At 73.5% G+C, this 6,271-nt stretch carries 2 protein-coding genes; both read right to left on the bottom strand.

Features of this window, described 5'->3' with window-relative positions:
- Window positions 1-1,445 precede the first annotated feature (1,445 nt).
- A complete protein-coding gene (locus ACWEQL_RS40115) occupies window positions 1,446-2,066 on the bottom strand; it encodes a hypothetical protein (RefSeq protein ID WP_452156194.1) in 621 nt (206 codons plus the stop codon).
- Window positions 2,066-6,271 (bottom strand): DnaB-like helicase C-terminal domain-containing protein (locus tag ACWEQL_RS40110; RefSeq protein WP_452156192.1); only part of this gene is annotated, 4,206 nt, incomplete at its 5' end. The genes ACWEQL_RS40110 and ACWEQL_RS40115, both read right to left, overlap by 1 nt.

Here is a 6,271-nt window from a genome sequence, read left to right as displayed (position 1 = left end):
GCCAGCCAGAGCGCCGCGCCGAGCAGCAGCAGCGCGCCGAGCTCCGCCACGCCCAGCGCCGGGGCACACGGCGCGCCGTCACTATCGTGACGGAATGATGTAACGCCACTCCGTGGCTCTTGGCTGGCTGTGGGGAGGGGCCGGTACAACTCTCGGCCATCGGTGGGGGTGCTCTTCGGGGCCGGCCCTTGTACCGCATCCGGATCTCCGGCTGGCCTCATTTCCGTAAACTACGGCCCTTTGGGGCTCTGACCTGTGGTTTTATCCTGTGGTCTCGGGCTCTGCCTGCCCCGGCCGGGCTCACTCCCGGTTCGGCCGACTCCTTCGGTGGACGCCCTCCGGGCGCCTGCCCTGTTGTGTACCGGGCTCCAGTATGTCACGGTCTCTGCCCCGTTACAAGTTCTGACCGAGGGAATCTGTGACTCTAAGTCAGCTACGGCTCTCGCCAACTGGTCTGAACCACTCGGCCAATTCTAGCGATCGAATCGGGGCTTGTACAGGCAGCAGAGGCATTTTCTGTAACGCGCCTGATTGGAGGTCAACCGTATCGGGCTGATTGCCCCTAATATCCTACGGGCTTCTCGCTGCGAACGGGGAAGTTGTACCGGACTTTATCAGCCTGAGCCTGTATCAGAATTGCACGGTCAGGGAATCCCGTCTGATGCCCAGTCTCCCCTCCGAGTTGTACCGGGGATTCATGCTGTGCCGCTTCGAGAATTGTACCGGGAATTCCTCCGGGAGACCGGGCCTCCGGAGGTGCGGCCGCGGTGCCGCTGGCGGGCGGCTCAGCCCGGCCCGCTCGGCCAGGTGGTGGAGCTTCCGGCCGGGACCCGGCGGTGCGCAGCGGGGCGGGGCCGGCCGCTGGCGGGTTACCTCCGGGGGCCGGCTTGTTGGCCTGGTGTGAGCGACGAGGCGGCCCTGGTGGACGGCGGCACGATGTACGCCGTCGATGTCGGCAGCGAGCCGTTGCGGCCGTTGGGCATGTAGGGCGTGGGCCGTCGACGCGGGGCGGGCGCAGGTGGTTTTCGCGGCCTCGCACCGGGTGGAGACGTTCGCGTCGGCCGGCGGTCGCGGGCCGGATCCGCGCCTGGCCGGGCTGGCGTCCGGCGGGTGGGCGCGGTTCGGTGACTTCGAGGGCTGGGCGGAGTCGGCGGCACTGGCTGGTCGGCCGTCCTGGACGTGGCCGGCGACGTCCTCGCGGTGACCGGCCGGGCCGGTGTCTGCTTCTACGAGGGCGGCTTGAACAGCTCGCGCGTCTGGCGCCGTACCGCGCGCCGTCACGGTGTCTTCGTCGCCTTGGCCGGCAGCATCACCGGCCCCTGGGACATCGCGGAGGCGCAGCTGCGGGGGGATGTACGCGCTGCTGTGTCCGGTGGTGCTGGTCTGGGCTGGGGTGGGGCGCAGTTGCGGTCTGGTGGGGCGGGCGGGCGGCTGGGTGGGGGTGGTCAGGCGCCGAGGCCGATGTGGCGGACGTAGGTGTAGGCGCCCCAGTCGGAGTCGAGGTCGGCGATGACGTCGTCCCAGATCTCTTCGAGCTTGCCGATGTCGCCGGTGGCCATGGCGTCGACGGCGTCGTCCCAGATGTAGCGGACGGTCAGGGTGCGGATGCGCAGGTTGTCGCGGCGGCGGGGTTCGTCGACGACGTTCTGGTTGATGGGGTGGATCTCGATCTTGGTGCCCTTGCCGTTGTTGTTGAGGTGCTGTTTGAAGGCGCCGGGGTTGTTGAGGATGTTGGCGGCGCGGAGGTTCCAGTAGGCGGTGTCGATGGCGTCGAGGTTGGCGGGGAGGGGGTTCTGGGTGCCTTTGGTCCAGGCGTTGATGGTCTTGGGGACGGCGGTGATGCCGGCGTCGGCCATGGCTTGGGCGCCGCCTTGGGTGGTGGTGAGGTATTTCATGCGGGCGGTGAGGCCGCGGCGGGTGGTGACGGGGGACTTGATGCCGCCTTCGATGATCATCCGTTCCAGGGCGTCTTCGAGGGCGCGGGCGAGGACGATTTTCCCGTGGCGGTTTTCGGGGTCGAGGTGTGCGCCGTATTTGCCGAAGTTCTTCCAGCCGTCGGTCGACATTAGGCGGCCTTCGTGTAAAGGGTGTACTGGGTCTTGAGCTTCAGTTGGGTGGTGAGTCGGCCTTCGGTGAATACCGTGCGCCATGGGGTGTCGCCGGTGATGTGGAGTTCGTCGGTGCCGCGGAGGCGGACGATGGTGAGGCCGTGTTCGTGGGCGCGGTGTGCCTTGTACCAGAGGTTGGCGAATGCCTGGCTGCGGATGATGTGCATCCAGTCAGGTCGGCGGAGGTCGCGGTTGAATGATGATTCGCCGATGGTAGAGACGAACTTGGCGTAGATCGCCTTGACGTATTTCTCGGTGACGTCGTCGCCTTCGAGGATGGCCTTCTCGCGGGCGATGGTGAGGACGCGGCGGAACTTCTCCGTGATGTTCTCGGAGGCGCCGGAGGTCCACGCCTGGGTGATGTGCGGGGCCTGGGCGAGGCCGAGCTTGTGGCAGCGGATCAGGAGGCGGATGGTGGCGTCGTCCAGGAGGACCGGGCCCGGCTCGCGGCGGTTGCCGATCGGGTCGGGAAGGTGCGGGTGTTCCCAGGTGGGGCGCTTGGGCAGGAGGTAGATGCCGGAGCGCTTGGAGTGGAAGCCGCCGTCGGGGTCGTGCTGCAGGGCGCCGATGGGCAGGTGGGTCTTCAGGGCGCTGCAGTAGGCGGCGTTGGTGTCGAGGACGTCGACGTCGACGTCCGGGTGGGTGCCGGCCTTGAGCTGGTCCAGGAGCGGGCCGTTCTCCCACTTGTGGCGGCCCTCCCAGATGTCGTCGGCTCCGTCGCGGGATTTCTTGCTGAGGAATTCGAGGCGTTCCGGGTAGACGGTGTGCTCGTAGTTTCCGCCGACTCGGGTTGCCTCGAAGAGGGCCATTCCGTTCGGAATTGCTTTCAGCTCCAGCGCGGTGATCGTGGCTTCGGTGTCGCCGTCGTGCTCCTGGAGGGTCTGCTCGACGACCGAGCTGATCATGTTGAGGAAGTGGCCGTAGTCCCGGCCCGCGTAGTCTCCGCCGCCGGTGCGGGCGGGCCTGGAGGCGGCCGCACGCGGCGCGCGGTCCCGGGCCGGGCGCAGCGGCTGGTCGGGCGTCAGGTTGGCCAGGGTGTCCAGGGCGGCCGCGGTGGCCGCGGTGGCCGGGGGGACCTCCGGGTCGGGGTCGGGCGCAGCGGGGGTGTCCTGGGTGGGGTGGCCGGGGACGGCGACGGTGGGCCAGGCGGAGGCCGCGGAGGCCTGGGTGGGCGCCTCCGGCGCTGGGGTGGGTGGGTTGGTGGGTGCCTCCGGCGCTGGGGTTGTGGGGGCGGGTGTGGGTGCCTCCGGCACTGGGGCGGGAGCGGGGGGCGCCTCTGGCGCCGTGGCGTAGGGGTCGTGGGGGGTGGGGTCGGTGAGGCGGGCGTGGGCGCGGTCGGCGGTGAGGGTGAGGGTGGCTTGGGTGCCGAGGTCGCGTTCGGCGATGGTGAGGAGGAGGTGGGTGGTGGGGGCGTGGGGGTGGGGGTGGAGGGTGAGGGTGGTGTCGAGGCCGAGGGTGGTGATCAGGTCGGGCTGGTCGGTGTCGAGGATGGCCAGGACCGGGATGTGGTGGGTGCGGGCGAGGTGGGACAGGGCCTGGGCGGCGTTGGTGAGGCGGGGGCCGGAGAGCGGGAGGCGGGGGTCGTCGAGGGTTTGGAGGCGGTCGACGACGACCAGGGCGAGGCCGGGCTGTCCGGGGTGGTCGGTGGTGGTGTGGGCGAGGTCGGCGGCGGTCTCGGCGATGGCGTCGGGGGTGAGGTCGGTGCCGTCGTCGATGTAGAGGCGGGCGGCGGCGAGTTCGGTGTGGAGGGTGGTGGCGTCGGTCTGTTCGGCGGGGGTGAGGTGGCCGGTGCGCAGGCGGCGGTAGTCGACGGGTAGGTGGGCGGCGACGATGCGGGCGGCGACGTCGGCGCGGGTGAGGCCGGAGGCGGCGTAGAGGACGGGGAGGTGGTGGTCGAGGGCGGTGGTGCGGGCGGTGGTGGTGGCGAGGAGGCTTGCGCCGGTGCCGGGGGCGGCGGCGGCGAGGTAGAAGCGGCCGGGTTGGAGGCCGCCGAGGGCTTGGTCGAGGGTGGGGATGCCGGTGGACAGGGTGCGCGGGCTGGTGGGGGTGTTGGTGTGCGGGTTGGGGGCCTGGGGGGTGAGGACGGTGGTGAGGGCGTCGGCGAGCGGGGCGAGGCGGCGCGGGGGCCGCGGAGTGGTGGGCGCCGCGGGGGGTGTGGTGGTCGGCTGGCCGGGCGGCGGGGGTGTGGCTGTGGGGTCTTGCAGGGCGGGCTCGCCGGCGGCTGGCTGGTCGGCGGGGGCCGGCTGGTCGGGCGCAGCCGGGGCGGGCCCGGCTGCGGCGGAGGCCGGGGCGGGCCGACCGGTGGGGGCGGCCTGGCCGGGAGCGGCCGGGGCGGGAGTGGTGGGGGGGGCGGGAGCGGGGGCCGGCTGGGCGCCGGGAGCGGCCGGGGCGGGGAACAGGGTGTCGTCCGGCTCGGCTCCGCTGCTGCGGTCCGGGGCGGGCCCGCTGCCCGGGGTCAGCGGCGGTACGGGCGTGGGTGCGCTCGGGTCGGCCGGGGCGGTGGGAGCGGCTGCGGCGGGAGCGGCTGCGGCGGGGACGGTGGGGACGGTGGCCGGGGCGGGCTGGGTCGCGGTGGCCGGGGCGGTACTCGGGGTGTGCGTTACAACTCCGGTGCTGGGTGCGGTTGTTGCTGCCGCGTCGGGTGTACCGGGGGTGGTGCTGGCCGGGGCGTGCCTGTTGGCCGGGATCGGAGCGGTCGACGACGCGGGCGTGTTCGGGGCGGCCGGTGTGAAGAGCGCAGCTGCGGCGGGGACGGTGGCCGGGGTGGGCTCGGCTGCGGCGGGCGCCGGGGTGAGGGCCTGCTGGCCGCCGGGAGCGGCTGGGGTGGCGCTCGGGGTGGGCGTTACGACTCCGGTGCTGTGTGGGGTTGTTGCTGCCGTTTCGGGTGTGCTGGGGGTGGGGTGGCCGGGGTGGGTGGCGGGTGGGAGGGGGGTGCCGTCGGGGGTGGCGGGGAGCAGCACGGCGAGGGGGGTGGTGTGGCGGCGTAGGACCTGGGGGTGGCCGGTGGCGGCGGCTTGGATGAGGTCGCCGAGTTTCTTGCGGGCGTCGGCGGTGCCGTGTGCGGTGGCACCGGTCAGGTCCCAGCCCAGGGTGGTGGCGGTGGTGGGGGTGGTGAGCAGGGCGTGGTGGGTGCCGCGGGCCAGGGGGGTGGAGGTGCCCTGGCCGGCGACGCTGATCAGCTGCGGGAGGGTGCTGCGGGCCTGGTGCAGTGTCTGCGGGCTCGGAGCCAGGACCAGGTCGAGGACCGGGGGAAGCGGTGCGGACGCCGGGACGGGGGCCGGGGTCGGGGGTTCGGTGGGGGCTTCACCGGCCGGGGCCGGCCGCAGGGCGGCGCCGGGGCCGGGGCCGGCGGCCGGGGTGTCCGGGTCTTCGCCGGTCGGCGCGGCCGGGTCGGCGGTCGGCGCGGTGGCGAGAGCCGGACCGGCGGCCGGGGCCGGGGCGGGGCGGGGCGCAGCGAGGCCATTGCCGGGCGCGGTGGCCGGGGCGGCGGTTTCACCGGCCGGGGCCGGGGCGGCGGGCGCTGCGGCGGTACCGGTCTCCGCGGCAGGTACGGCGGTGTCCGGCCGCGGGCCGGCCGGGACGGCGGGCGGGATCTCGGCGGGGGCCAGGCGGTGGTGGCCGGCCGCGGACTTCAGGCTCGCCAGCTTGGGGCGCTCCAGGACGGCGTGGAGGTGGTCGTCGCCGACCAGGACCAGGGGGAAGCGTTCCGGTCCTCCGGGCGCCCACAGGCCGTAGAGGGTCTGCAGCGCGGCGGTGGCCAGCTGGTGGGCGTCGGGTACGACCAGGAGGCGGGCGGAGCGGTCGAGTTCGGCGGCGACGAGTTCCAGCGCGGCAGAGTACTCGCGGGGCTGCGGCTGGCGGTGGTGAAGGCCGAGGGCGGTGTACAGGGCGCGGATCAGGGCGGGTTCGTCGGTGCCGCGGGGGTGGATCCAGACGGCGGGCAGCGGCTGGTGCTGGGTGGCGGCGGTGACCGCCGCGGCCGTCGTGTCGGCGGGGGCCGGGCCGGTGACGCACAGCAGGGCGCGGTGCTCGACCGTGGAACGCAGGTCGTGGAGGAGGCCGGCGGCCGCGGTGCCAGACGCCGGAGCCGGGCCGGTGTCGCCGGCGGCGGCCGGGGCTGGCCCGGCGGCGGCCGGGTCGGCGGACGGCGTAGTGGCCGGGGC

The organism is Kitasatospora sp. NPDC004240, assembly GCF_053603215.1.
The sequence above is the reverse complement of the archived record's forward strand: the minus strand, read 5'-3'. Positions and strand labels throughout refer to the sequence as shown.

Excerpts from the sequence above, each read along its gene's own strand:
- ACWEQL_RS40115 (WP_452156194.1), bottom strand. The coding sequence starts at position 2,066 with ATGTCGACCGACGGCTGGAAGAACTTCGGCAAATACGGCGCACACCTC.